Source organism: Colwellia sp. E150_009, assembly GCF_053543955.1.
The window spans coordinates 1-23,447 of record NZ_JBHFOM010000028.1 but is presented as its reverse complement, the minus strand read 5'-3'; the positions used below and the strand labels follow the sequence as shown (position 1 = coordinate 23,447).

Genomic DNA, 23,447 nt, shown 5'->3' with positions numbered 1-23,447 from the left:
TTGAATAGCTAACCTAACTAAAAAGCATTAAGTGAGTTATCTAATTTTACTGCTTCTTTCTCAATTGTTTTTGGTTTAAATAACGTCACTTTGTTTCTACCAGCATCTTTAGATACATAAGCGGCGTTATCTGCGTCTGCTAAAAGTTTCCCTAAATCATAACCGCTTGTTTTAGTGTCGGTAACACCAAAGCTTGCGGTAATGGTAAAATCAAAACCTGTGCTTGATGTGTTGATTTCTGATATCGCTTTTCTGCAAGCTTCAGCACGTTGCTCTGCAGCTTGCATATCGCAACTGCTGAGTAATATACAAAATTCTTCACCGCCAATACGAGCAAAAATATCATTTTTTCTGCCAAGTTGCTTACATGCCTCGGCTGCTTTTTTTAATACCCAGTCACCACAAGCATGACCATAATTGTCATTTACATCTTTAAACTGGTCTAAATCAAACATAATTAAACTTAGATTTTGACTTGCGCTCTTACAATATTCTAAGGTGGTGTCAGCAATGTGAGTAAAATGCCCTCTATTAAAAATGCCAGTGAGAGAGTCATATTCTGCGAGTTCTTTTATACGCTTATGTGCCTTTAACAAATGATATCCCCAAAAAGTCAATACAGATATTGCGAGTATTAATATAGTAATAACTAAGCGGTTATTTTGAATATTACTACGAGTCATTGCTTTTTCAGCAGTTAGTAACGCTTTTTCAGACGTTAATAAGGCGTTTTCTTTATTGAGTAAATCAATTTCGTTTTGTTGTTCTATGGCCTGATGTTCTGCAATTTGAAATGCCAAATATTTTTTTTGTGTTTCATTATAATTTACTTTGTCAGCGGCTGTGTATTTTTGGTGATAAAAAAGTGCTAATTCATAATTTTTTTGTGATTTTTCAACTTCAAATAACAATTTATAAGACAATGTTTTTGCCTGTACAGTGTCTTCTTTTGTCTCATACTCTAGCGCTTTCAAGGCAAACTGTTTTGTAGAAAAAACATCGTTATTTAACCAATGAGCTTGTGCCAACAATGCATAAGTTATTGCAATGATGCGTGGGTATTTTGTATTTAAGGTGTCCTGCAAAGTCTCGTTTAATAAGACTAAGGCTTTGTCTGCTTGTTGATTGTTAAGGTACATTTCAGCTACGTAAGAGTTGATATAGCTGATAGTAATATATTCATTATTTATTCTACATAAACTGATTGTTTGATTGATTATAGGATCCGTAGGAGTTAATCGCTTTAGCCTAAAAGATGATTCTATAATAAGCCATTTTGCCATACATTGGTCTCTGCCTCGGGGACTTTCTGATTCAACTTTTTTTGTGTAAGAAAGGCTTAAGTTATATTGCCCAAGTTGATTATAAAACATACCGATTATTTGTAGAGCCCCATGATAGCTTTGTTTATCTTCAATTTGGGGTAATTCATGCAAAATAGATGATAAATAGGATAATCCTTTAGACCAGTTTTGATTGACAGCAGAAATATTTACTAAGCCGAGTTTAACTCTAAATTTTAATAAGCTATTAGCAGTAGAATGAAGTAGAGCTTGAGCTGAACTAATTGATTTATCAAAATCACCTTGATACATTAATAAATAAAAATTAAGGTAATTGAGGTGGTGGTGTTGTTCTATAGAGAGGCTATTTCTTTGTTGATTAAGTTCATCTAGTAATATTAAAAATTGTTTTGGATGGCTGCTTCTAATGCTGTCAGCATGAGACAGTTTGTCATCAAAACTTTGTATTTCATTAGCTCGTAATGTTGAGCTAATGAAAATAGTTAAGATAATGCATAAATTAACAATAAAAGCATTAAAGCAGCTAAAATACATTCAAAGATAAACTTTTATTAAAAACCAATAACATGGTAGTTTGTTATTTCTGTTGAATCATTGTCTTCATTGTCTTCATCGTCTTCTGCAGGAAGAATCATACATACAATATCAGATCTAACATCTAATTGACGTTCAAGTGTGATAACATCCTTATTTATAATTGCTGTTGTAATTTCAGTGTCAAGCTGAGCTGCCGCTAATAAATTGTTGATAGCGTCTTCATTTTGACCGTTAGCGTCACGGCTCATTTGTTCTAATACCTGAATAACTTTAGACATATTTTGTACTCCGTTTTTGTTGTTGTAACTATTACCATTATATAGTGAGTTTTTACTATGGTAACTTTGATTTATAACACTAGTGTTAGTTTAGGTCTATAGCTACTTTTTAATTCTTTTTTATCTAATTCTGCTAGTTTATCTAAAATTGCTTGGTTGGGGCGCATTTTTTCACTGGGTGGAATCACTAAAGTGGTGTGCATAAATAGCTCTGCATCAATTAAATCAGCTAGTGCTATATATTCAGCGCGCATGGTATCAATGGGTAACACTTTTGCTTGATAAAGGATGACTTTGTGGTCGGCTGGATAAGTTTTTAATAACAAATCTACTAGTATTTGTCTGTAAGCTTTGCCCGTTGAAAACTTTCCAAGTGATTTATCGCCTGCTAATCCTACTTGCCAAAGTACAAGATGAGCAGCAGGATCAATATTGCGCTGATAAAACATAAATTGGCTAGCTTCATAATTTATGCAACCTGTTTTTCCAGGATCTATGCTTAAGTCGGCATATAAACAGTCTTCTGCGGATATACCTGCTTCCATATGAGCCGTAAAATTTTCTTTTTTTGCTTTATCGATAGCTCTGTGGCTAACGCAAGCAAATACGCCTGGGTGGCCATAAAACACTGCTGTCACTTTCTTGCCTATACGTACTTCGGCTAATATAGCGTTAACCATTTCGTTGTAGGTTATGTTGCGATTTTTACCCTCTTGATAGTATGGCTGTAAGCTACGAACGTCTTCATGCATTTCTTCCACCCAACGTTCGGTGATACCTGTAGACATTAATGAAAAGACAACATCGGCTTGGGTAATATAACTACTTGCAATAGGGCAAATATGTGCACCTAAAGTCATCCCTGTACCAACACACACTAAACTACCAGACATATAGTACCTTGAATTACTGTTCAGTTTTACTTATTAATAATACCCACGACTAATTTAAGTGTAGCCATTTAAATTAATATAATCATGTTGGCTTAATTAGGTTAGCGGAACTTTAGCAATATCTTATCCACACAGTATAACGTTAGGTTTAAAAAAATTCCTGTTTATTAATTAAAATTATTTTATCAGTCAACGATAATATTTATCACCAAAAACATTGATGTATTGTTTAAAAATCGTTCACTTTAATGGTTTGGCAAATGTCAATATTAAAAAGGCAAAAAAAACTAAAATTTGTTCAAATTCTAGGCTTTTCAATTCATAAAAAAACACGTAAACTTAGCGCCCTTTTGCAGTGGTGCTTAAAAAATAGTCAGCTTTGAAAGTGATTTTGTGGTGGTAAGTTGAAAATAGGTCCATATCAATTTGACAATAATGTTTTTCTTGCACCAATGGCAGGAATTACCGATCAACCTTTTCGAGATTTATGTTGTCGGTTAGGTGCTGGTTTAGCTGTATCCGAAATGGTGTCATCTAATCCTAAAGTATGGAATACCGATAAATCTAAACTTAGAATGATTCATAGTCAAGAGTCTGGTATTCGTAGCGTTCAAATAGCGGGTAGTTGTGCTGATGAATTAGCATTTGCAGCGCAAATGAATGTTAAAAATGGAGCGCAGATTATTGATATTAATATGGGCTGCCCAGCAAAGAAGGTAAATAAAAAATTAGCGGGCTCTGCTTTGTTAAGAGAGCCAGCACAGGTTGAGCAAATTGTGAAGGCTGTGGTTAATTCGGTGAATGTGCCGGTTACGTTAAAAATTCGCACTGGTTGGTGTGAGAATAGCCGTAATGGTGTAGAAATAGCTAAAATTGCTCAAGACAACGGTATTGCTTCGCTTGCAGTGCACGGTCGAACCCGTAATGACTTTTATAAAGGCAATGCAGAGTACGACACGATAAAAGCAATTAAAAAGGTGGTTTCAATCCCTGTTGTGGCAAATGGCGATATAACCTCAGTAGAAAAGGCTGAGCAAGTATTAAGTTATACAGGAGCTGATGCCATTATGATTGGCCGAGGCGCTCAAGGGCGGCCTTGGATTTTTCGAGAAATTAATCATTTTTTGAAAACAGGTATCCAAATGACTGCTCCCTCAGTGACTGAGATTCGTTCAATATTACTTGGGCATGTAATGGATTTACATCAGTTTTATGGTAACTATATGGGCGTGAGAATCGCTCGTAAACATGTGTCTTGGTATATCCATGCCTTTGCTCTATTGGGTAAAGAGCTAGGCGAAGATTTTTCTGAAAGATTCTCGGAAGAACAAGGCAAAAATTTTAGAACTACTTTTAATGGTTTAGCGTCAGAAAGTGAACAGCTTGAGGCGTTAAATCTTTGTTTTGATCAATTTGCTCATTAGTTAGCAATTGGTTGTTTAATTTATATTAATAGAAAGAGTTGTACATTATGTTCGAACAAAATATTTCTTCTCCGTTTATCACTGGTGATATTCAAACGCAAACCAAAACGTCTCCGTTACGTACTCAAGCTAAAATAGCGATCAATAATTATTTAAAACAGTTAAATGGTAACGATGTTGATGACATGTACGACCTTGTATTAAGCGAAATTGAAGCGCCAATGTTAGAAGAAGTTATGATGTATACGCGTGGTAATCAAACCAGAGCTGCGAACTTACTAGGTATCAACCGTGGTACATTACGTAAAAAATTAAAAAAATATGGCATGAACTAAATTTGTATTTTTCTAGAAAGCACCTTCGGGTGCTTTTATTGTTTTATGTAGGCGAACAAGGTTATAAGGATGTAGCTTAAAACAACACAGGAGCTTCTTGTTTTGTTCGCGCCAAACTAACTTGTAAGCGAGCTTATTTTAAAAAAGGTATTCGCGCTTTATTAAAAGGTAAATATATTAATGGATACTCCACGTCCTATTAAACGCGCTTTGTTAAGTGTTTCAGATAAAACGGGCATTGTTGATTTTGCGCGTCGCTTAAGCGAAAAAGGTGTTGAATTGCTTTCTACAGGCGGAACGGCTAAGTTATTAGCTGCAGATGGTATTCCTGTAACTGAAGTTTCTGATTATACAGGTCATCCTGAAATTATGGATGGTCGAGTTAAAACATTACACCCTAAAGTACATGGAGGGATTTTAGCTCGTCGCGGTATAGATGAAGCTGTAATGGTTGAGAATAACATCAGCGCGATTGATATGGTTGTGGTTAACTTATACCCTTTTGCAAATACGGTTAGTTACGAGAATTGTACTCTGGAAAATGCGGTAGAAAATATTGATATTGGCGGGCCAACAATGGTACGAGCTGCGGCTAAAAACCATAAGGATGTAACCATTATTGTTAACACTAGCGATTATGATCGTGTTTTAACTGAAATGGATGCTAATGATGACTCATTAACTTACCAAACACGGTTTGATTTAGCTATTGCTGCCTATGAGCACACGGCAAGTTACGATGGCATGATCGCCAATTATTTTGGTAAAATGCTACCAGCATATGGCGATAAAGAAGCGACGCCTTCATTTGAAGATAAAGCTAAATTTCCGCGCACATTCAATAGCCAATTTATCAAAACTCAAGATTTGCGTTACGGTGAAAATTCTCATCAAGATGCAGCCTTTTATATTGAAGCGAACCCTGAAGAAGCCTCAGTTTCTACAGCTAAACAGCTTCAAGGAAAAGCTTTATCTTATAATAATATTGCAGATACTGACGCAGCGCTTGAATGCGTTAAAGAATTTGATGAACCAGCCTGTGTTATTGTTAAGCATGCAAATCCATGTGGTGTTGCAATTGGTGATGATATTTTAGCTGCTTATGAAGGTGCTTATAAAACGGATCCAACCTCAGCGTTTGGCGGTATTATCGCTTTTAACCGTGAATTAGACGCAAAAACTGCAGAAGCTATTGTATCTCGTCAATTTGTTGAAGTGATTATTGCACCGAGTATTTCTGATGCAGCAGCACAAATTGTAGCAACTAAACCAAACCTACGCTTATTGGCATGTGGTCAATGGGATACTAAAACTACAGGGTTTGATTTTAAACGTGTTAATGGTGGTTTGTTAGTACAAGACACTGATCAAGGCCGTGTAACAAAAGACGAATTAACCGTTGTGACCAAGCGTCAACCTACTGCTGATGAAATGCGAGACTTACAATTTTGTTGGAAAGTTGCAAAATTCGTTAAATCTAATGCAATTGTCTATGTGAAAAATAGTGCAACTATTGGTGTTGGGGCTGGTCAAATGAGCCGAGTATACTCGGCAAAAGTTGCGGGTATTAAAGCGGCCGATGAAAACCTGGAAGTGAAAGGTTCAGTGATGGCATCAGATGCATTCTTTCCATTTCGTGACGGTTTAGATGCTGCAGCAGAAGCGGGTATCACAGCCGTAATTCAACCAGGTGGCTCTATGCGTGATGATGAAGTAATTGCAGCGGCAGACGAGCATGGTATTGCTATGGTCTTTACTGGCATGAGACATTTCAGACATTAATTACGTAGCATTACGTTTGCATTAAAACAATTTGTATTCAAGCAGTGTAGATTTATTTACTTACAATGAAAATGAGTATTTGAATAAAATCCACGCTGCTTGTTTATTTAAAATCTGCTATAAATAGTATTCTTTTAGTAACTTAATATAGTTAATGGAAATATTATGATTCAGTTTAAAAGTTTGAAATCCGTATTTTGCGCAATAGCAATCACAGGAGCACTAAGTATAAGTGCGTTTACAAGCGCTAATCTCCATGCTCATGACCATCATGATCATAGTAATGATGCACTTGAACAAGCGGTGACAGGTGAGCACCGTTCAGCTAAAAATAAAGCCAGAGATCAATATCGTCATCCCATTGAAACATTAACTTTTTTTGGCTTTAAACCAGAAATGACTGTGGTTGAAATTACACCTGGCGGTGGCTGGTATACCGAAATTCTAGCCCCTGCATTAAAGGGTAAGGGTAAGCTTTATGGGGCGCATTATCCTGATACAGGTGAAGATAATTATTATTCTAATTCACGTAAGCAGTTAGAAAAAATGCTGGCTTCAAACGCTGTTTTTAGTGAGGTTGAACTAACTGATTTTGTGCCTCGTAAACCAAGTGAGTTAGCGCCAGAGGGTACTGCTGATTTAGTGCTAACTTTTCGTAATTTACATAACTGGAAAGATGAAGGCGTAGAGCAAGTGTTTAAAGATGCTTACAAAGCCCTTAAAGCTGGCGGTGTATTAGGGGTGGTTGAACATAGACTGCCTGCTGGTGTATCACCAGATAAAGCCATGGGTTATGTTTCAGAAGCAAACACTATTAAACAAGCTAAAGCTGCTGGTTTTCGTTTTGCTGGCGCCAGTAATATTAATGCTAACCCAAAAGATATGGCCCAACACCCTAAAGGTGTATGGACTTTACCTCCAGTACTACGTTTAGGTGAGCAAGATAAAGATAAATACTTAGCGATTGGTGAAAGTGATCGCATGACTTTAAAGTTTGTTAAACCTGCAAATGCCAGTTTTAGCGACTTTAAAAAGCAAAATAAATAATAGGAAAATACATGAAAGTTTTAGTTATAGGATCAGGTGGTCGTGAGCATGCCCTCGCATGGAAAGCCGCACAATCTAGTCAGGTTACTAAAGTATTTGTTGCCCCAGGTAATGCTGGTACTGCAACTGAAAACAAAGTGGTAAATGTAGAACTTGATATTAGCGATAATAATGCGTTAGTTACTTTTGCACAAACTGAAGATGTAGCGTTAACTATTGTTGGCCCAGAGCAACCATTAGTTGATGGTGTAGTTGATGCATTTCAAGCACGCGGTTTAGCAATTTTTGGCCCAAGTGCGAAGGCAGCACAACTTGAAGGCTCTAAATCATTTACTAAAGACTTTTTAGCGCGTAATAACATACCGTCTGGTAGTTATGCTAATTTTACCGAAGTAGAGTCAGCACTTGCTTATGTGCGTGAACAAGGAGCACCGATTGTTGTTAAAGCGGATGGTTTAGCGGCAGGTAAGGGCGTTATTGTTGCGTTAACGTTAGCTGAAGCTGAAGCTGCTATTCAGGATATGCTAGCAGGCAATGCCTTTGGCGACGCAGGACATCGTGTAGTAATTGAAGAATTTCTTGAGGGTGAAGAAGCGAGCTTTATTGTGATGGTTGATGGTAAAAATGTGTTACCTATGGCCACCAGTCAAGATCATAAACGTGCTTTAAATGGTGATTTAGGGCCAAACACCGGAGGTATGGGAGCTTATTCGCCAGCACCCGTAGTGACACCTGAAATTCATGAGCGTATTATGGCTGAAGTGATTATGCCCACGGTTGAGGGGATGGCTAAAGAAGGTGCACCTTATTCAGGCTTTTTGTATGCGGGACTCATGATTGCGGCTGATGGTACTCCTAATGTTATTGAGTACAATTGTCGTTTTGGTGATCCAGAAACACAACCTATTATGATGCGTTTACAATCTGATATTGTGGCACTTTGTTTAGCCGCGACACGTGGTCAATTAAACAAAGCAGAAATAGCATTTGATAGTCGAGCGGCTGTTGGTGTTGTACTTGCTGCACAAGGTTATCCTGCAAGCTACCCTAAAGGTGATGTTATATCAGGTCTCGATACCAATACTAATGTTGCAGCTAAAACTTTTCATGCTGGCACTAAGCTAAATGAGCAAGGTGATGTTGTTACTAACGGTGGTCGTGTTTTATGCGCTACAGCATTAGGGGATACAGTGACTGAGGCACAAGAATTAGCCTATGAATTATTGCACCAAATTAGCTGGCAAGGTGTCGAATTTCGAACTGATATTGCCTATCGTGCTATTGCACGAGAGCAAGAGAATAATTAATTTGTAGAAGAATCGTATTTGTATAAAAATTAGAAAGGTTGATAATTTAGGTTAGCAACCTTTTTTTTGGTTTAGTGGTTTTTATGGACAATAAAAAACCCACCGAAGTGGGCTTTTTCATTAATAATTAAGTGTTAATTATTTTTTAGCAGCAGCTTTTGCTGCTTTTACTTCAGCAATAACTTCTTCTGCAACGTTATTTGGACATGGTAAGTAATGAGAAAATTCCATTGAGAATTGACCACGACCTGATGTCATTGTACGTAAAGATCCGATATAACCAAACATTTCTGAAAGTGGTACGTCCGCTTTAATACGAACACCAGTAGCTCCAGCTTCTTGGTCTTTAATCATACCGCGACGACGGTTTAAATCACCGATAACATCACCAACATGATCTTCAGGAGTAAACACGTCAACAGCCATGATTGGTTCAATTAATTGCGCACCTGCTTTTGGAATTGATTGGCGGAAAGCTCCTCTGGCAGCAAGTTCAAAAGCTACAGCAGATGAATCGACAGCATGGAAACCACCATCGTATAATTCAATTTCAACATCCAATACAGGGAAACCAGCAAGCACACCAGTTTCCATCATACCTTTGAAACCTTTTTCAATAGCAGGGAAGAATTCTTTAGGTACGTTACCACCAACAACAACAGAGTTGAATACGAAACCAGAACCAGGTTCGCCAGGCTTAATACGGTAATCAATTTTACCGAACTGACCAGAACCACCAGATTGCTTCTTATGTGTGTAAGAGTCTTCAACTGGTTGTGTTATGGTTTCACGATAAGCAACTTGTGGTTTACCAACTTCTAGATCAACACCATAAGTACGTTTAAGGATATCGACTTTAATGTCTAAGTGAAGTTCACCCATACCACGTAAAATTGTTTCGCCTGAATCTTGGTCAGTTTCAACTTGGAACGTTGGATCTTCTGCAACCATTTTACCGATAGCAACACCCATTTTTTCAGAGCCGCCTTTATCTTTAGGGGTTACAGAAATAGAAATTACAGGTGCAGGGAAAACCATGGCTTCTAACGTACATGGGTCTTTAGGATCACATAATGTGTGACCTGTTTGAACGTTTTTCATACCAACGATAGCTAAGATATCACCAGCTTGTGCTTCAGAAAGCTCAGTACGGTCATCTGCTTGCATTTCTACCATACGACCAACACGCTCAGTTTTACCTGTAAACGAGTTTAAGATGGTATCACCTTTTTTAAGCTTACCTGAGTAGATACGAATGAAAGTAAGAGCACCAAAACGGTCATCCATAATTTTGAATGCTAACGCTTTGAATGTTTCTTTAGTATCAACAATGGCAAACTTGCCTGTTGGTTCACCTTCTGCATCAGTTAATGGTTGAGGATTCACGTCAGTAGGGCAAGGTAAGTAATCAACAATAGCATCTAGAACCAGTTGCATACCTTTATTTTTGAATGCAGAACCACAGTAGGTAGGGAAGAACATTAATTCATTAGTACCTTTACGGATACACGCTTTAATTTGCTCTTCAGTTGGTGTTAATTCACCTTCCAAATAGTCCATCAATAAATCTTCATCTGCTTCTAAAGCAGTTTCGATCAATTGTTCACGATACATTGCAGCATCGTCTACCATATCAGCAGGAATATCTTCAATAGTATAATTTTCTGGTAGGCCAGTCTCATCCCAAATATAAGCCTTTTGGCTTAATACATCAACTACACCTACAAAGTTATCTTCTTCACCAATAGGTAAAGTCATAATAAGAGGGTTAGCACCAAGTACTTTTTTAACTTGATCAGTTACACGGAAAAAGTTAGCACCTAAACGGTCTAACTTATTAACGAAGATTAAGCGCGCTACTTTAGAGTCGTTCGCATAACGCCAGTTAGTTTCTGATTGTGGCTCAACACCACCACTACCACAGAACACACCAACACCACCATCAAGAACTTTAAGAGAGCGATATACTTCTACTGTGAAATCAACGTGACCAGGAGTGTCAATGACGTTCAAACGGTGGCCTTTCCATTCACAGGTAACCGCAGCAGACTGGATAGTAATACCACGCTCAGCTTCTTGTTCCATGAAGTCAGTTGTTGACTCACCATCATGTGTTTCACCAGCTTTATGGATTTTTCCGGTTAGTTTAAGGATACGTTCAGTTGTTGTGGTTTTACCCGCATCAACGTGAGCGAAAATACCAATGTTTCTGTATTTAGCTAAATCTGCCATTACTTTACTCTACTTAGTTTAAGGTCTATCCCACTTTTTATTCTTAAACTTTTTTAAGCTAAGAAAGATCAAAAGCAGAACTGTTGAAAATTTGCGCGCGAGTATAACATTACTCAACAAGGATCGATAGAACATTGGTAAATAAATTGTAAAAGAAGACAAAAGAAAAATTGTTCTGCTTATATATAGGTAATAATCACCATAATAAAATTATCAATAATTTCGGAATTAAAAAAAAAGATTTTAATTCTTATTAAATAAATCAAAGAGGATAAAACTAAACGTAAATAATTACTTGCTCGGTATCACTAATCATGTATAATACGCGTCCGCATTCGGTTGAACTGAATGCAGGTTTGTTTAAATCGTTTTGAAGTTTTTCAGCGTAAACAAACTAAGAGTTTGACTTTTTGGTTATTCTATAAAGTTAAATTCTTATTACAGCAACGCTAATCTTGCGTTGAATGTTTTTATGTAATACACCCCCTTCCAGCACATAAGGAAGCAGAGGGATGTATTTTTTTGTTCTTTTAAAAGGGGATTTGATACATGTCAAATCAAAGAATTCGCATTCGTTTGAAAGCGTTCGATCATCGTTTGATTGATCAATCTACAGCAGAAATCGTTGATACTGCAAAACGTACTGGCGCACAGGTTCGTGGTCCTATTCCACTTCCTACACGCAAAGAACGTTTTACCGTGTTGATTTCTCCACACGTTAACAAAGATGCACGTGATCAGTACGAAATTCGTACTCACAAACGCATGATTGATATCGTTGAGCCAACTGAAAAGACTGTAGACGCATTAATGCGTTTAGATCTTGCAGCTGGTGTTGATGTTCAAATCAGCTTGGGCTAAGAGGAGTTTTAACAATGACTATAGGTCTAGTTGGACGTAAAGTGGGTATGACTCGCATCTTCACTGAAGATGGTGTTTCTACTCCTGTTACTGTTCTAGAAGTTGAAGCGAACCGTGTTGCTCAGGTTAAAACTGTAGACAACGATGGTTATTCAGCGCTTCAAGTTACCACGGGCAAGCGTAAAGCAAGCCGTGTTAACAAACCAGCAGCTGGTCATTTCGCTAAAGCAGGCGTTGAAGCAGGTCGTGGCCTGTGGGAATTCCGCTTAAATGCAAATGAAGGTAGCGATATTGAAGCAGGCAGTGAAATCACTGTTGAGATTTTCAATGAAACTAAATTAGTTGACGTAACTGGTACCTCAAAAGGTAAAGGTTTCCAAGGTGGTATCAAGCGCTGGAATTTCAGCATGCAAGATGCAACACATGGTAACTCAATTTCTCACCGCTCTAACGGTTCGTTAGGTCAGTGTCAAACACCAGGTCGCGTTTTCAAAGGCAAAAAAATGTCTGGTCACATGGGTGCTGTGCGCGTTACTACACAAAACCTTGAATTGGTTCGCGTTGACGCAGAACGTAACTTGCTACTTGTTAAAGGTGCAGTTCCGGGTGCTATCAACGGTAACGTAATCATCAAACCAGCTGTTAAAGCTTAGTCCAGGAGATTTTGTGATGGAATTATCATTAAAAGACGCATCAGGTGCTCTTGAAGTTTCTGAAGCAACTTTTGGACGTGAGTTTAATGAAGCTTTAGTACATCAAGTAGTAGTTGCTTATGCAGCTGGTGCTCGTCAAGGTACTCGCGCTCAGAAAACTCGTTCAGAAGTTAGCGGCGGTGGCAAGAAGCCATGGCGTCAAAAAGGTACTGGCCGTGCACGTGCTGGTACTACTCGTGGTCCAATCTGGCGTTCTGGTGGCGTAACATTCGCTGCTAAACCTCAAGATCACAGCCAAAAAGTTAACCGTAAAATGTATCGTGGTGCTATTGCTAGCATTCTATCTGAATTAGTTCGTCAAGAACGTTTAGTAGTTGTGAACGATTTTTCGGTAGAAACGCCTAAAACTAAAGACTTAGTTGCTAAGTTAAAAGGTTTAGAGCTTAAAGATGTATTGATTGTAACAAAAGAAGTTGACGAGAACTTGTTCTTATCAGCGCGTAACTTATATAAAGTTGACGCAGTCGATGTACAAGCAATTGATCCTGTAAGCTTAGTTGGTTTCGAAAAAGTTTTAATTACTGCTGATGCAGTTAAAGAAATTGAGGGGATTTTAGCATGATAAACGAAGAACGTTTGTTAAAAGTGCTTTTAGCACCAAATATTTCTGAAAAAGCAACTGTAGCTGCTGAAGCAAACAACACTGTTGTTTTCAAAGTAACTACTGATGCAACTAAAGCTGAAATCAAAGCGGCCGTTGAGAAACTTTTCGAAGTTTCTGTTGTAGGTGTTAATACACTGAATGTTAAGGGTAAAGTAAAACGTACAGGTGCTCGTACTGGTCGTCGTAACGACTGGAAAAAAGCCTACGTTACTCTTGCAGAAGGTAGTGACATCGACTTCGTTGGCGCTGAATCATAGGAGTAGTTGAAAATGGCTATTGTAAAATGTAAACCTACTTCTCCGGGTCGTCGTCACCTAGTTAAAGTGGTAAACAAAGAGCTTCATAAAGGTAAGCCTTACGCACCATTATTAGACACTAAGTCTAAGTCTGGTGGTCGTAACAATAATGGTCGTATTACCGTTCGTCATATTGGCGGTGGTCATAAGCATCATTATCGTATTGTTGACTTTAAACGTACTAAAGATGGTATCCCTGCGAAAGTTGAGCGTTTAGAATACGATCCAAACCGTAGTGCTAACATTGCTTTAGTTTTATACGCAGATGGCGAACGTCGTTACATCTTGGCCCCTAAGGGCTTAACTGCTGGTGATACTATCCAGTCAGGTGTTGATGCTCCTATTAAAGCGGGTAATGCTATGCCATTACGTAACACACCATTAGGTAGTGTTGTACACGCAATTGAACTTAAGCCAGGTAAGGGCGCGCAAATTGCACGTGCTGCTGGTACTTATGCACAATTAGTTGCAAAAGATGGTGCTTACGTTACTTTACGTCTTCGTAGCGGCGAAATGCGTAAAATAGAAGCAGATTGTCGCGCTACCTTAGGTGAAATCGGTAACTCTGAACACATGCTTCGCTCTTTAGGTAAAGCTGGTGCTTCACGCTGGCGCGGTGTTCGCCCAACTGTTCGTGGTGTTGCCATGAACCCAGTTGATCACCCACACGGTGGTGGTGAAGGTAAAACATCTGGCGGTCGTCACCCGGTATCACCTTGGGGTGTACCAACTAAGGGTTATAAGACTCGTTCGAACAAGCGTACCGATAAATTTATCGTACGTCGTCGTACTAAGTAATTAGTACATTAAACTAAATACTCTACATTATCGATAGTTAAATAAACTAAAGTCGGTAATTAGAGTACTGATAATTAAGGAATCACCATGCCACGTTCCCTCAAGAAAGGTCCTTTTATTGACCTACACTTGTTGACGAAGGTAGAGAAAGCGGTGGAAAGCGGGAATAAAAAGCCAATTAAAACTTGGTCCCGTCGTTCAATGATCATCCCAACGATGATCGGATTGACCATAGCTGTCCATAATGGCCGTCAACACGTTCCTGTATTTGTAACCGAAGAAATGATCGGTCACAAATTGGGAGAATTTGCACCAACTCGTACTTATCGCGGTCATGTCGCTGATAAGAAAGCGAAGAAGTAAGGGGAAGTTAGATGGAAGCAATTGCTATACATAAATTTGCCCGAGGCTCTGCACAAAAAGCACGTTTAGTTGCGGATCAAATCCGTGGCGTACACGTTGAAAAAGCACTTGAAATTTTAACTTTTAGCAACAAATCTGCTGCTCAATTAGTTAAAAAAGTACTTAATTCAGCGATTGCTAATGCAGAGCACAACGAAGGTGCAGACATTGATGAATTATTCGTTAAAACTATAATGGTTGACGATGGTCCAACAATGAAACGTATTAGACCTCGTGCGAAAGGCCGTGCCGATCGCATTATTAAGCGCACTAGTCACATTACTGTGATTGTGTCTGATTCTTAGGAGATATTAGTATGGGTCAAAAAGTACATCCTACCGGTATACGCCTAGGGATCACGAAACCTTTCGCGTCAACTTGGTTTGCAAATAGCAAAGATTTTGCTAGTAACTTAGACGGCGACCATAAGGTTCGCGAATATTTAACAGAAAAGCTTAAACGCGCTTCACTATCTAAAGTAGTTATTGAACGTCCAGCTAAATCTATCCGCGTAACAATTCACACGGCTCGTCCAGGTGTTGTTATTGGTAAGAAAGGCGAAGATGTTGAAAAATTACGTTTAGCAGTATCTAAAATTGCTGGCGTTCCTGCTCAAATTAACATTGCTGAAGTACGTAAGCCAGAAATGGATGCGCAGCTTGTTGCTGACAGTATTGCTAGTCAGTTAGAACGTCGTGTTATGTTCCGTCGCGCTATGAAGCGTGCAGTTCAAAACGCAATGCGTTTAGGTGCTAAGGGTATCAAAGTTCAAGTTAGTGGTCGTTTAGGCGGCGCTGATATTGCACGTGCAGAATGGTATCGTGAAGGTCGTGTACCTTTACATACTTTACGTGCTGATATCGACTACGCCATTGCGCGTGGTGACACGACTTATGGTGTTATTGGTATTAAAGTTTGGATCTTTAAAGGTGAAATCATTGGTAAAATGCCACTTGTGGCAGAACAACCAGCGGCTAAACCTAAAAGAAAGAACAACCGCAAAGCGAAGTAAGAGGAATCAGTAATGTTACAACCAAAACGTACTAAATTCCGTAAGCAATTTAAATTACGTAACCGTGGTCTTGCACAGGTTGGTAGTTCAGTTAGCTTCGGTACTTTCGGTTTGAAATCGGTTGAGCGTGGTCGTATGACTGCTCGCCAAATTGAAGCCGCACGTCGTGCTATGACTCGTCATGTTAAACGTCAAGGTAAAATCTGGATACGTGTTTTCCCTGATAAGCCAATTACCAAAAAACCTCTTGAGGTTCGTATGGGTAAAGGTAAGGGTTCAGTAGAATATTGGGTTTGCCAAATTCTTCCTGGCCGTGTTCTTTATGAAATGGAAGGTGTTTCTGAAGAATTAGCACGTGAAGCATTTGCTTTAGCAGCTGCTAAACTTCCGTTTAAAACTACCTTCGTAACTAGGACGGTAATGTAATGAAAGCTAGTGAACTTAAAGCAAAAAGCATTGAAGAGCTTAATGCTGAATTACTAGAGCTTCTACGCGAGCAGTTTAACTACCGCATGCAAGCAAGCACTGGTCAATTAGCACAAACTCATTTGCTAAGAACTGTACGTCGCAATATTGCACGTGTAAAGACGATCATCACTGAAAAGGCAGGTAAGTAATGAGCGAAGCGAAAATCCGCACACTACAAGGCGTTGTTATCAGTAACAAAATGGACAAGTCTATTGTTGTAATGATCGAACGTCGCGTTAAGCACCCTATGTACGGTAAATTTATCACGCGTTCAACTAAGTTGAAAGCTCATGATGAAGCTAACGTATGTAATGAAGGTGATGTAGTAACTATTCGTGAAGTAGCACCAATTTCTAAGTCTAAAAACTGGACTTTAGTTGATGTTGTTGTAAAAGCTTAATCTATTAGATTAAATTTTATAATCGAAACGTTATATAAAAACCCTTATCATTTATTTGATAAGGGTTTTTTGTCTAAATTTATTATTTTTCAATAAATCTGTACTTTTAAGTAAAATAATTCATACGGTTGTTCATCTTTATGTGTGCTTTTTCATTTTAAACTAAACTAACTTCTCAGTAGTTTATGCAGCTTATTCGTTAGAATAAAGTTGTTTAATTAACAATTCTTTAATGCAATAGTCGTTATTACTTGAAATAATGAGATTTTAATTTTTAAAAAGTTTATATTCAATATAGCATACAGCGATTTTATATAGTTAAAAGACCTTTAAATAGTCATAAAGAATGAAATACACTATAAGAACAATAATAATAAATTTCATCCTTATAGATTACCAACTTACGCACTAGGGAACAAAAATGTCAGATATTCGTCAACAAGCTCTTGATTACCATTCATTACCAACACCAGGAAAAATTAGTGTATCACTAACGACTCCTGCCGAAACAAGTGAAGATTTATCACTGGCTTACAGCCCTGGTGTAGCCGAGCCAGTTCGGGAAATAGCAGCAAATCCAGACGATGTTTACAAATATACAGCGAAAGGAAATACGGTTGCCGTAATTACTAATGGAACCGCTATTTTAGGTTTAGGTAATTTAGGACCAATGGCATCAAAGCCTGTAATGGAAGGAAAGTCTTTATTATTCAAGCGTTTTGCCAATATCGATTCGTTTGATATTGAAGTTAAACATAAAACAGTAGAAGAATTTGTTAATACTGTTGCCAATATTTCAGATAGTTTCGGTGGTATAAACCTTGAAGATATTAAAGCGCCAGAATGTTTTGCGATAGAAAAAGCACTTATTGAGCGCTGTAAAATACCAGTATTCCATGATGATCAACACGGAACCGCAATTGTTACTGCTGCTGGTATGATGAATGCTTTAGATATTCAAGGTAAGGATATTAAGCAAGCTAATATTGTCTGCCTAGGGGCAGGAGCGGCTGCTATTGCTTGTATGGAACTACTCATTAAATGCGGTGCACAGCGTGAAAAAATTTATATGCTTGATACTAAAGGGGTGGTTCATACACGCCGTGATGACTTAAATGAGTATAAAAAATTATTTGCTAATAATACTGATAAACGAACGTTAGATGATGCTATTGCTGGTGCAGATGTATTTGTTGGTGTTTCTGGGCCTAATTTACTGTCCCAAGAGCAAGTTAATTTGATGGCAGATAATCCTGTTATATTTGCATGCTCTAACCCTGATCCAGAAATTAAACCAGAAGAGGCATTAGCGGCTCGAGAAGATCTAATTATTGCCACGGGTCGTAGTGATTATCCTAACCAAGTGAATAATGTGTTATGTTTTCCGTTTATTTTCCGTGGTGCTTTAGATGTTAGGGCTCGCACTATTAATGATGAGATGAAAGTTGCCGCAGTTCATGCTATTCGTGCTTTGGCGAAAGAACCAGTACCTGAAGAAGTATTATTTGCTAGTGGCGATAAAGAGCTAGTTTTTGGTAAAAATTATATTATTCCTAAACCAATGGACTCTCGCTTATTAGGCACGGTTGCAAGAGCTGTAGCACAGGCAGCAATAGATTCTGGGGTAGCAGCACTACCGATGCCTGAGAATTATATGCTGTAGTTTTATTAAGCAAATGTAGTATGAAGGGTTATTTATGTTTTATAAATAGCCCTTTTTTATATCTTCAATAATAGATTTGTTAGTGTGTTATGCTGCTAAACAATTTAATGGTAGTTGAAAAATGGTAAGTAGGGGTTGTTTGTTAATAAATTGGACTTGATAAAGGTATTGAAAATCTTGTTCAGTTAAAGGGGATGTTTTTTGTTTCGCTAACAACTCAACTAATTGTGGTGTTGTATTACTATGACCAACGACTAAAGCATTTTCATTCTTTTGTTGTAATAATAAAGCTAATTGATCTAAGAGTTTCGGGTTATAAATTTTTATTGGACTATTGTTTAAGTCAGCCAGCGGCTTTGCTGTTTGCATAGTTCGTTCATAACTGGTGCTATATATTGAGGAAATATTAGTTTTAGACAATATATTAGCTATCATTGCAGCACGGCTCGCTCCACAATTTGTTAACGATGGATTGTCAGAGTTAGCCACTTTTTCGGCATGCCTTACTAAATATATACTGTAACTATCAAAGGCTAAGCTTGGGTAGTTGAGTACTAATAAAGTAATTAATACTATTTTTTTTGCCATCGCAAGTAGTCTCGTTCAATTTTTCTATTTATTTCTCAACAAGAGGCTCTAATAATGAGCCGCTAATCCTCTACTATTATTTCTAAGGCTAGAATAATCGATTCAATCCATTAAGCGCTGCAACACGGAAAGCTTCAGCCATGGTTGGATAATTAAATGTTGTATTGACAAAATACTCTATTGTGTTGCCACCGTTAGTTTGCTGCATGATTGCTTGACCAATATGAATTATTTCAGCTGCATTTTCACCAAAACAATGTATACCTAATATTTCTTTAGTTTCACGATGAAAAAGAATTTTCAAAGAACCTACTAAGCTGTTGGCAATTTGTGCTCTGGCTAAATGTTTAAATTGAGCTCTTCCAACTTCGTATGGTATTTTTGCTGCTGTTAACTCTTGCTCGGTTTTTCCCACAGAGCTAATTTCAGGTATGGTGTAAATACCTGTAGGGATATCTGCAATTAGCATAGCGTTACTTTTATAGTCAATCATTGCTGATGCGGCCAATCTACCTTGGTCATACGCGGCACTTGCTAAGCTTGGATAGCCAATAACATCACCAACTGCGTATATATTTTCAATATCAGTTTGATATTGGCCGTTCACTTTTAGCTGACCACGACCATCAGCTTTTAAGCCAGCATTAAGTAAATTTAAATCTTGAGTATTACCCGTTCGACCATTGGCAAATAGCAAACAGTCAGCACGCATTTTTTTACCTGATTCTAAATGTACAACGACAGAATTTTCACTTGTTTCAACACGTTCAATTTGTTCGCCATGTCTAATTACCACACCGTTATTCCATAGGTGGTAACTCAGCGCATCTGATATCTCATCATCTAAAAAGGAAAGTAGACGATCCCGTGTGTTAATCAAATCTACTTTAACACCTAGGCCTCGAAATATTGATGCGTATTCGCTTCCGATAACACCTGCGCCGTATATAATAATAGAGCTGGGCTCATGTTTAAGCGAAAGTATAGTATCTGAATCGTAAATACGAGGGTGGCTAAAGTTTATACCATCTGGTCTATAAGGATGAGATCCTGTTGCTATAACTATTTTTTCAGCAGTAATTTTTTCTACAGAGCCATCACTTTTTACAATTTGAATGGTATTAGCATCAACAAATGAGGCTTCTCCAGTAATTAGAGTAACTTTATTACGATCATAGAAGCCACTACGTAATTGAACTTGTTTGCGTATAACAGCAGAGGCATGTGTCAAAATTTCTGAACAGGTTAAGCGCTTAGCTTTATCGTGCCCACGAAATAAAGGACTCTCATTATATTCTGTTAATCGACGAACACTTTGGCGTAACGCCTTTGAAGGTATTGTTCCCCAATGAGTGCAACCGCCACCAACATCTTTATAACGTTCAATAATAGCAACATTTTTATCCTTTTTGGCTAACTCCATTGCCGCACCTTCACCACCTGGCCCAGTACCTATAATAATGACATCATAAGTAAATATTTTATCATTCGTTTTTTTCTTTGTTTTAGCATTAGTCAAAAGGCTTTCCTCAGATACTACTTTTATTGTTATCAATCGTGAAAATTCTAGCAGGATTTATAAATAATGGTAATAAAATGATAACTCTTTTGATGATATGGCGTATAGAGAGAAGTGATCTTTGATTTATAGTGAAATATCTTACAATGATTTTTGACACTTGATATTATTTTTCCTGCATATTGTTGTGGGATTACAGTATGATGATAGTGTGTGTTTAAAGGAGTGTATGAAAATGAGTGGTGTTCGCGCCCAACAAAAAGAAAAAACGCGTCGATTACTAATTGATGCAGCTTTAAATCAATTGAGCGCAGAACGTAGTTTTTCTAGCTTAAGCTTACGTGAGGTTGCAAAAGAAGCGGGTCTTGCTCCTACGTCGTTTTATCGACACTTTAGTGATATGAATGAGCTTGGATTAACCTTGGTTGATGAAGCAGGGTTGACGTTACGGCAACTAATGCGTCAAGCCAGACAGCGTATCGCTAAAGGTGGTTCAGTAATTCAAATATCCGTTGAAACATTTATGGAACTCATTGAAAGTAACGGAAATGTTTTTCGTTTGTTATTGCGTGAACGGTCAGGTACCTCAGCTGCTTTTAGGGCAGCTGTAATACGAGAGATTCGTTATTTTACCATGGAGCTTTGTGATTATTTACAACAAGCGAATGATTTAGATTCAGATGTTGCTTATATGCAAGCTAATGCCGCAGTAACTATCGTATTTAGCGCAGGCTCAGATGCGTTAGACATGGACAGTAAAGCAGAAAGAGCACATTTATCGAAATTGACAATTCAACAGTTACGCTTTATCGCTCGTGGTGCGGCAGAGTTGAGTGATAGGCGAAAAATATCCCAAAAGACTCGAAAATAATACTACTACTCAATAATAGTTATATTGTAGAAAATGAGTATTATTTTCTTGTTAGTATAACTCCTGTTTCAATATGCTCTGTATAAGGAAATTGATCAAACAAAGCAAATTTTTCAATAGTATGGGTTTTAGTTAGCTCGATAAGATTCTCCTTTAATGTTTCTGGATTACAAGAAATATATACTATTATATTGAAACGACTGACTAGTGATATACTGTCTTCATCAAGACCTGCTCTGGGCGGGTCAACCAATACAGTATCATAATGATAAGCGGTTAGGTCAAACCCTTCTAGCCGTCTGAATTTACGCTCGCCATTCATTGCCTGACTAAATTCCTCACTCGACATTCGTACTATATCTATATTGTTAATGTTATTAGCTCTTATATTAACTTGGGCTGATTTTACAGATGTTTTTGAAATTTCTGTTCCTAATACTCGCTCAAAATTTTTCGCTAATGCAATACTGAAGTTTCCATTGCCACAATAAAGTTCAATTAGATCTCCACCAACATTAGTTGTTGCTTGTTGAGCCCACAGCAGCATTTGTTCATTAACGCTACCATTAGGCTGTGTGAAACTGTTTTCTACTTGTTGGTAATTATAAGTGTCTTCACCTACATGTAGTGATTCCATCACGTAATCTTTATCAATAATTATTTTTTGTTTTTTCGCTCTACCAATAATATCTACGGGAGCAATTGATGATAATTCAGCTTTGAGCTTGTTAGCCTTATCCTCCCAAATCGGCTCTAAAGGCTTATGATAGAGCATACTAATTAGCAATTGACCACTTAAGGTTGAAAGAAAATCTACTTGAAACAGTTTAAAGCGTAGTGCAGGTTCATCTTTAATGAGTACTAGCAAAGCTTTCATGGCTTGATTGATCAACTGGCTTGCAACTGGAAAATCGACAACCTTGTATTTTTCTTTTGTTTCGCTGTTGAACATAATGTAATAAAGATCATCACCTTGATGCCACAGCCTAAATTCAGCTCGCAAACGATAATGTAAAGGTTTTGATGGGAAAACTTCAGCAGAAGGCAAATTAAAGCAAGAAAATAAATCAGCCATGCTTTGTATCTTGTTTGCCAGTTGCGTTTCGTAGTTATCAGGATGTATATGACTAAACATATTTGTTTACCTTATGATGATACTTAAATGTAATGCTGAAATTTCAGTGTTGGAAGGAACAGGCATAATAAAGAAGGCAATTTTAGCGTTAGTTTACCTTTTGTCTAGTATAGAGTGATTTTTCGTATAAATTCTTAATCAAAACGTATCAATAAAAAACCCGAGGTAACTCGGGTGTTTATAATCACGAATATTTTAAAGCTACTTTAGAGCTTATTGAGTAGTGTCAGTACGTTCTGGACGTTCTTTGGCTTCTCTGACTTTTAAAGTTCGTTGTTGAAATTCAGCGTCATTTAATGATTCTATCGCTTTTTCAATACCTTCTGCAGACATTTCAACAAAACCAAAACCTCTACGTTTACCTGTGTGCTTATCCTTCATTAACCTGACAGACTCGACTGTACCATAATTAGCAAATAATTCACGAACAGTTGTTTCATTTGCGCGGTAAGGTAAATTACCCACATAAAGTGTTTTTATATTCGTTTTTGTGTCATCAGTTAAAGTATTCGCTTGGGTGTTATCTGAAGAAGTATTTATCAATGAGGCAACAATTGCAGTGATAAAAACAAAAACAGCAATGAAAACAGGTGTAGCTGAAATAGAACTAAAAATAAAGAAAGCGATAAGAGCAAAAATTGCAGCTATCACGATTGTGGATATACTCGGAGAATTCATATAGATACCTAATTATTATTTTAATATTAATTTATATAGAGCAAATCGTAAAAACGAAATTTACAATTCTATGTTACCCACCTTTTTTCATTGTGCAACTATAAGTGTAAAAAACATGCAATTTATACGGTAATAATCTTAAATAGTTCGATATACCAACATTTAGTTCAATAAACATTCGAACAAATAAAAACATAAAAATAATACTTGATCCTTTCTGAAAGTTCTCTACAATGCGCTCCAGTTCCAAGGGGTTCAGCCAAAAAGCTTAACCAACTGGATGTTTTGATAAGTTATCTC

General features: G+C 37.6%; 26 protein-coding genes. 18 read left to right on the top strand and 8 right to left on the bottom strand.

Annotation, left to right across the window (positions count from 1 at the left end; genetic code table 11):
* Window positions 1-17 precede the first annotated feature (17 nt).
* From ACE1OF_RS12855 to ACE1OF_RS12845, 3 genes are all read right to left on the bottom strand, one after another.
* Window positions 18-1,838 carry a GGDEF domain-containing protein gene (locus tag ACE1OF_RS12855; protein ID WP_448894981.1) on the bottom strand — a complete coding sequence of 607 codons (1,821 nt, stop codon included), beginning with the start codon at window positions 1,836-1,838 and terminating at the stop codon, window positions 18-20.
* 17 nt (window positions 1,839-1,855) lie between these two features.
* Window positions 1,856-2,119 (bottom strand): hypothetical protein, encoded by a 264-nt coding sequence (locus ACE1OF_RS12850; RefSeq protein ID WP_448894980.1) that lies wholly within the window; start codon window positions 2,117-2,119, stop codon window positions 1,856-1,858.
* A 71-nt stretch (window positions 2,120-2,190) separates the two neighbouring features.
* Window positions 2,191-3,012 (bottom strand): SAM-dependent methyltransferase, encoded by an 822-nt coding sequence (locus ACE1OF_RS12845; RefSeq protein WP_448894979.1) that lies wholly within the window; start codon window positions 3,010-3,012, stop codon window positions 2,191-2,193.
* 404 nt (window positions 3,013-3,416) lie between these two features.
* On the opposite strand from ACE1OF_RS12845, the gene dusB reads away from it, so the two are divergent.
* From dusB to purD, 5 genes are all read left to right on the top strand, one after another.
* Window positions 3,417-4,436: a tRNA dihydrouridine synthase DusB gene (gene dusB, locus ACE1OF_RS12840; RefSeq protein WP_448894978.1), complete on the top strand. Its 1,020-nt coding sequence runs from the start codon at window positions 3,417-3,419 to the stop codon at window positions 4,434-4,436.
* Between the two features lie 47 nt (window positions 4,437-4,483).
* Window positions 4,484-4,771 carry a DNA-binding transcriptional regulator Fis gene (gene fis, locus ACE1OF_RS12835; RefSeq protein WP_114325692.1) on the top strand — a complete coding sequence of 96 codons (288 nt, stop codon included), beginning with the start codon at window positions 4,484-4,486 and terminating at the stop codon, window positions 4,769-4,771.
* Window positions 4,772-4,951: 180 nt separating this feature from the next.
* Window positions 4,952-6,553: a bifunctional phosphoribosylaminoimidazolecarboxamide formyltransferase/IMP cyclohydrolase gene (gene purH, locus ACE1OF_RS12830; protein ID WP_448894977.1), complete on the top strand. Its 1,602-nt coding sequence runs from the start codon at window positions 4,952-4,954 to the stop codon at window positions 6,551-6,553.
* Window positions 6,554-6,718: 165 nt separating this feature from the next.
* The gene (locus tag ACE1OF_RS12825) at window positions 6,719-7,600 is read left to right on the top strand and encodes a class I SAM-dependent methyltransferase (protein ID WP_448894975.1); all 882 of its coding nucleotides are present in this window, start codon (window positions 6,719-6,721) and stop codon (window positions 7,598-7,600) included.
* An 11-nt stretch (window positions 7,601-7,611) separates the two neighbouring features.
* Window positions 7,612-8,907 carry a phosphoribosylamine--glycine ligase gene (gene purD, locus ACE1OF_RS12820; protein WP_448894974.1) on the top strand — a complete coding sequence of 432 codons (1,296 nt, stop codon included), beginning with the start codon at window positions 7,612-7,614 and terminating at the stop codon, window positions 8,905-8,907.
* Between the two features lie 138 nt (window positions 8,908-9,045).
* Here purD and fusA read toward each other — a convergent pair whose 3' ends face one another.
* Window positions 9,046-11,139: an elongation factor G gene (gene fusA, locus ACE1OF_RS12815; RefSeq protein ID WP_448894973.1), complete on the bottom strand. Its 2,094-nt coding sequence runs from the start codon at window positions 11,137-11,139 to the stop codon at window positions 9,046-9,048.
* Window positions 11,140-11,688: 549 nt separating this feature from the next.
* Here fusA and rpsJ point away from each other — a divergent pair.
* From rpsJ to ACE1OF_RS12755, 12 genes are all read left to right on the top strand, one after another.
* Entirely contained in the window at window positions 11,689-12,000 is a 312-nt protein-coding gene (gene rpsJ, locus ACE1OF_RS12810; protein ID WP_044833274.1) for a 30S ribosomal protein S10, read from the top strand.
* A gap of 14 nt (window positions 12,001-12,014) precedes the next feature.
* Window positions 12,015-12,653: a 50S ribosomal protein L3 gene (gene rplC, locus ACE1OF_RS12805; RefSeq protein ID WP_448894972.1), complete on the top strand. Its 639-nt coding sequence runs from the start codon at window positions 12,015-12,017 to the stop codon at window positions 12,651-12,653.
* A gap of 16 nt (window positions 12,654-12,669) precedes the next feature.
* On the top strand, window positions 12,670-13,275 hold the full coding sequence (gene rplD / locus ACE1OF_RS12800; protein ID WP_242283924.1) for a 50S ribosomal protein L4: 606 nt from the start codon (window positions 12,670-12,672) through the stop codon (window positions 13,273-13,275).
* Window positions 13,272-13,574 (top strand): 50S ribosomal protein L23, encoded by a 303-nt coding sequence (rplW, locus tag ACE1OF_RS12795; RefSeq protein WP_242283926.1) that lies wholly within the window; start codon window positions 13,272-13,274, stop codon window positions 13,572-13,574. Before rplD ends, rplW begins: the two co-directional genes overlap by 4 nt.
* Window positions 13,575-13,586: 12 nt before the next feature.
* A complete protein-coding gene (rplB, locus tag ACE1OF_RS12790) occupies window positions 13,587-14,411 on the top strand; it encodes a 50S ribosomal protein L2 (protein ID WP_448894971.1) in 825 nt (274 codons plus the stop codon).
* Between the two features lie 87 nt (window positions 14,412-14,498).
* Complete coding sequence (gene rpsS, locus ACE1OF_RS12785) at window positions 14,499-14,774, top strand: 30S ribosomal protein S19 (protein WP_011041718.1); 276 nt, start codon at window positions 14,499-14,501, stop codon at window positions 14,772-14,774.
* An 11-nt stretch (window positions 14,775-14,785) separates the two neighbouring features.
* Entirely contained in the window at window positions 14,786-15,118 is a 333-nt protein-coding gene (gene rplV / locus ACE1OF_RS12780; protein ID WP_448894970.1) for a 50S ribosomal protein L22, read from the top strand.
* 11 nt (window positions 15,119-15,129) lie between these two features.
* Entirely contained in the window at window positions 15,130-15,825 is a 696-nt protein-coding gene (rpsC, locus tag ACE1OF_RS12775) for a 30S ribosomal protein S3 (RefSeq protein ID WP_448894968.1), read from the top strand.
* Window positions 15,826-15,837: 12 nt separating this feature from the next.
* Window positions 15,838-16,251, top strand: a complete 414-nt coding sequence (gene rplP / locus ACE1OF_RS12770; protein ID WP_242283930.1) for a 50S ribosomal protein L16 — start codon at window positions 15,838-15,840, stop codon at window positions 16,249-16,251.
* Window positions 16,251-16,442 carry a 50S ribosomal protein L29 gene (gene rpmC, locus ACE1OF_RS12765; protein ID WP_159821672.1) on the top strand — a complete coding sequence of 64 codons (192 nt, stop codon included), beginning with the start codon at window positions 16,251-16,253 and terminating at the stop codon, window positions 16,440-16,442. The genes rplP and rpmC overlap by 1 nt, the downstream gene beginning before the upstream one ends.
* A complete protein-coding gene (gene rpsQ, locus ACE1OF_RS12760; protein WP_448894966.1) occupies window positions 16,442-16,693 on the top strand; it encodes a 30S ribosomal protein S17 in 252 nt (83 codons plus the stop codon). The genes rpmC and rpsQ overlap by 1 nt, the downstream gene beginning before the upstream one ends.
* A 421-nt stretch (window positions 16,694-17,114) precedes the next feature.
* Window positions 17,115-18,356 (top strand): malic enzyme-like NAD(P)-binding protein, encoded by a 1,242-nt coding sequence (locus tag ACE1OF_RS12755; RefSeq protein ID WP_448894965.1) that lies wholly within the window; start codon window positions 17,115-17,117, stop codon window positions 18,354-18,356.
* An 87-nt stretch (window positions 18,357-18,443) separates the two neighbouring features.
* Here the strand turns inward: ACE1OF_RS12755 and ACE1OF_RS12750 are convergent, their stop codons facing one another.
* Window positions 18,444-18,944 carry a SixA phosphatase family protein gene (locus tag ACE1OF_RS12750; RefSeq protein ID WP_448894964.1) on the bottom strand — a complete coding sequence of 167 codons (501 nt, stop codon included), beginning with the start codon at window positions 18,942-18,944 and terminating at the stop codon, window positions 18,444-18,446.
* A gap of 88 nt (window positions 18,945-19,032) precedes the next feature.
* Window positions 19,033-20,463, bottom strand: a complete 1,431-nt coding sequence (sthA, locus tag ACE1OF_RS12745) for a Si-specific NAD(P)(+) transhydrogenase (protein ID WP_448894962.1) — start codon at window positions 20,461-20,463, stop codon at window positions 19,033-19,035.
* Window positions 20,464-20,698: 235 nt separating this feature from the next.
* Here sthA and fabR point away from each other — a divergent pair, with 235 nt between their 5' ends.
* Window positions 20,699-21,334, top strand: coding sequence for an HTH-type transcriptional repressor FabR (fabR, locus tag ACE1OF_RS12740; RefSeq protein WP_448894960.1), 636 nt, complete (start codon window positions 20,699-20,701; stop codon window positions 21,332-21,334).
* A gap of 40 nt (window positions 21,335-21,374) precedes the next feature.
* On the opposite strand, the gene trmA is transcribed toward fabR, so the two are convergent.
* Entirely contained in the window at window positions 21,375-22,469 is a 1,095-nt protein-coding gene (gene trmA / locus ACE1OF_RS12735) for a tRNA (uridine(54)-C5)-methyltransferase TrmA (protein WP_448894958.1), read from the bottom strand.
* Between the two features lie 213 nt (window positions 22,470-22,682).
* Window positions 22,683-23,147 carry an RNA recognition motif domain-containing protein gene (locus tag ACE1OF_RS12730; protein ID WP_448894956.1) on the bottom strand — a complete coding sequence of 155 codons (465 nt, stop codon included), beginning with the start codon at window positions 23,145-23,147 and terminating at the stop codon, window positions 22,683-22,685.
* Window positions 23,148-23,447: the final 300 nt, after the last annotated feature.